Origin of the sequence: Thauera linaloolentis 47Lol = DSM 12138 (assembly GCF_000310205.1) — a bacterium.
Classification (GTDB): Bacteria; Pseudomonadota; Gammaproteobacteria; order Burkholderiales; family Rhodocyclaceae; genus Thauera; species Thauera linaloolentis.
In genome coordinates, this window is sequence record NZ_AMXE01000155.1 from 1 (window position 1) to 3,648 (window position 3,648).

The following is a 3,648-nucleotide window of genomic DNA, read 5'->3' on the forward strand; positions in this document are numbered from 1 at the left end:
GCGCAGCCAGTCTTCCGCGATCCGCTCGACACGCCGGCGCAGCCCAGCGCGCTGGCCGCCGGCAGCCGGCTGATCGCCGTCGCACCGGCCGGCACGGGCGCCGTCGCGGTGGGGCCGCGCGGGCACATCCTGTATGCGGAGGCGGGCGGCCAGCAGTGGACGCAGGCGCAGGTGCCGGTCGGCTCCGATCTGGTGGCGGTGCATTTTCCCACCGCGCAACGGGGCTGGGCGGTGGGGCACGACGGCGTGGTGCTGCACAGCCGCGACGGCGGCCGCCACTGGCACAAGCAGCTCGATGGCCGCCAGGCGGCGCAGCGCATGCTGGCCTTCTACGAGGCCGAGGTGGCGGCACGTGGCCGTACGGGTACGGCCTCGGCCTCGGAGCCCGCTGCGGAAGCGGAGTCGGAGGCTGACGCGGCGCTCGAACGGGCCTTGTCCGAGGCGCGGCACTTTGCCGAGGACGGCCCGGTGCACCCGTTTCTCGACGTGTGGTTCGAGAACGAACGGCAAGGCTTCATCGTCGGCGCCTTCGGCTTGATCTTCCGCACCGAGGATGGTGGCGAAAGCTGGACGCCGTGGTTCCACCGTGTCGACAACCCGATGAGCCTGCACCTGTACGGCGTGCGCGGCGGCGGGCCGGGACAGCCGGTGTACGCGGTCGGCGAACGCGGCCTGATTTTGCGGCTGGACCGCGATGCGGGGCGCTTCGTGGCGGTGTCCGGCGACTATGAAGGCACCTATTTCGGTGTGCTGCCCGGCGCAGCGGCGACGCTGGTGTTCGGCATGCGCGGCAACGCCTACCGCAGCACCGACGACGGGCGCAGCTGGCACAAGGTGGATACCGGCACCCGCGCCGGCCTCCCCGCCGGCGCGGCGCTCGGGGCGGGGCGGGTGGCGCTGGTCAGCCAGGGCGGCGAGCTGCTGCTCAGCACCGACCACGGTGCCTCGTTCGTGCGCCAGGCGGGCGAACGCGCGCGGCCGGGGGCGCTGGCGGGCATCGCGGCGCTGGGCGAGCACGGCATCGCCGTGGTCGGCGAACACGGTGTCGGTGCCGAAACATTGCAATGAGCGCAACGAACGGGCTTCGGCCCGGCCCGGCATTCACGCCCCGTGAGTGACCGGTAAGCACAGGAAGCAAGGCTATGGCCATGGGTAACAATCATATCGACGACATGCCGGTGATCCGCGATCTGCGGCAGTTCGATCCGCACTCCGGCAACCGCTTCGAACGGCTCATCTTCAACCACCGCTTCTGGGTGGTGCTGCTGTGCGCCGTGGTGACCGGACTGCTGCTGGCGCAGGGCACCCGGGTGGTGATCAACGCCAGCTTCGAGAAGATGCTGCCGCAGAACCACCCCTACATCCAGAACTACCTGGAACACGAAAAAGAGTTGCGCGGCCTGGGCAATACCCTGCGCGTGGTGGTGGAGAACCCGCACGGCGACATCTTCGACCCCGGCTACCTGCAGGCGCTGGCGGAGATCAACGACGCGCTGTTCCTGATGCCGGGCGTGGACCGCAGCTGGATGAAATCGCTGTGGACCCCGGTGGTGCGCTGGACCGAGGTCACCGAGGAAGGCTTCGAGGGCGGCCCGGTGATTCCCGACACCTACGATGGTTCGCCGGAATCGATGGCGCAGGTGAGGCTCAACATCGCGCGCGCCGGCATCGTCGGCAGCCTGGTCGGCAACGACTACCGCTCCAGCATGATCGTGGTGCCGCTGCTGTCGCGCATCGAGGAAACCAACCAGCCGCTCGACTACGGCGCACTGTCGCGCATGCTGGAAGACAAGGTGCGTCTGCAGTACGAGGTGGCGCAGCACGTCGAGGAGCAGGTGCGGCCGCTGCAGTCGGGCACGGTCAAGATCCACATCATCGGCTTCGCCAAACTGGTCGGCGACCTCATCGACGGGCTGGTGAAGGTGATGATGTTCTTCGCCGTGGCGGCGGTGGTCGCCGCGCTCATCATCTACCTGTACACCCGCTGCGTGCGCAGCACCGTGCTGGTGGTGCTGTGTTCGCTGATCGCGGTGGTGTGGGAGGTGGGGCTGGTCAACATGCTTGGCTTTGCGCTCGATCCGTTCTCGATCCTGGTGCCGTTCCTGGTGTTCGCCATCGGCGTGTCGCACGGCGCGCAGAAGATGAACGGCATCATGCAGGACATCGCGCGCGGCACTCACAAGCTGGTGGCGGCGCGCTACACCTTCCGCCGCCTGTTCGTCGCCGGGCTGACCGCGCTGCTGGCCGACGCGGTGGGCTTCGCGGTGTTGATGCTGATCGACATTCCGGTGATCCAGGACCTGGCGGTCACCGCCAGCATCGGCGTTGGCGTGCTGATCTTCACCAACCTGATCCTGCTGCCGGTGCTGCTGTCCTACACCGGCGTCAGCCAGCCGGCGGCGCAGCGCGCGCTGGCCGACGAGGCCGCCGAGCGGCGCGGGCGCGGCCTGGGCGCGGTGTGGCAATGGCTGGACCGTTTCACCGAGCGGCGCTGGGCGGTATCGGCGCTGCTGGGCGCGGCGGTGCTGGCGGCGGGCGGCTTCATGGTGGCGCTGGAACTGCAGATCGGCGACCTTGATGCCGGCGCACCGGAGCTGCGGCCGGATTCCCGCTACAACCTTGACAACGCCTACGTGACCGCCAAGTACGGCCTGTCCAGCGACGTGTTCGCGGTGATGGTGAAAACCCCCAAGGATGGCTGCGAGCGTTTCGCCACGCAGGTGGAGGCCGACCGGCTGGCGTGGACGCTGCGCCAGGTGCCGGGCGTGCAGACCACCGTGTCGCTGGTCGATTCGCTGCGCCACCACGTGGCCGGCACCTTCGAGGGCAGCCCGAAATGGAATGCGCTGGTGCGCAACGAGAAGATCACCAACGTGTCGATCCACAGCATCCTCGGCTCGGGCACCGATCTGGTGAATTCCGAGTGCTCGATCATGCCGGTGATCGCCTATCTGTCCGACCACAAGGCCGATACCTTGACGCGGGTGGTGGCGGCCGCCGAGGCCTTCGCCGCCGAGCACGGCACGCCGGAGCGGCAGTTCCTGCTGGCGGCGGGCAGCGCCGGTATCGAGGCGGCCACCAACATCGTGGTGCGCGAAGCCAACCGCGAGATGCTGGTCTACGTTTATTGCGCGGTCACGCTGCTGTGCCTGGTGGCCTTCCGCAGCTGGCGGGCCACCGTGGTGGCGGTGGTGCCGCTGGTGCTGACGTCGATCCTGGCCGAGGCACTGATGGTGGTGCTGGGCATCGGCGTCAAGGTGGCGACGCTGCCGGTGATCGCGCTGGGCGTGGGCATCGGCGTGGATTACGCGCTGTACCTGCTGAGCGTGCAGCTGGCCAACCAGCGCGCCGGGCAGTCGCTGACGCAGGCCTACCGCGGCGCGGTGGCCTTCACCGGCAAGGTGGTGGCGCTGGTCGGCATCACGCTGGCGGCAGGGGTGGTGACCTGGGCCTGGTCGCCGATCAAGTTCCAGGCCGACATGGGTATCCTGCTGACCTTCATGTTCCTGTGGAACATGCTGGGCGCGCTGATCCTGATTCCGGCGCTGTCGCACTTCCTGCTCGGCCGGCCGGCCTTGGCGGGCGCACCGGCGGCGCCCACGGCGCCGCCGCCGGCTGCGGGCGGGAGCCCGGCGCGGGGCACGACGC

2 protein-coding genes are annotated in these 3,648 nt (G+C 69.2%); both read left to right on the forward strand.

Translation table 11 applies throughout. The features are described from left to right. A partial coding sequence (locus C666_RS18770; protein WP_004348726.1) for a WD40/YVTN/BNR-like repeat-containing protein occupies positions 1-1,068 on the forward strand: 1,068 nt, incomplete at its 5' end. A 74-nt stretch (positions 1,069-1,142) separates the two neighbouring features. Continuing rightward, the coding region (locus C666_RS18775) for an efflux RND transporter permease subunit (protein ID WP_004348728.1) at positions 1,143-3,648 on the forward strand (2,506 nt) is incomplete at its 3' end.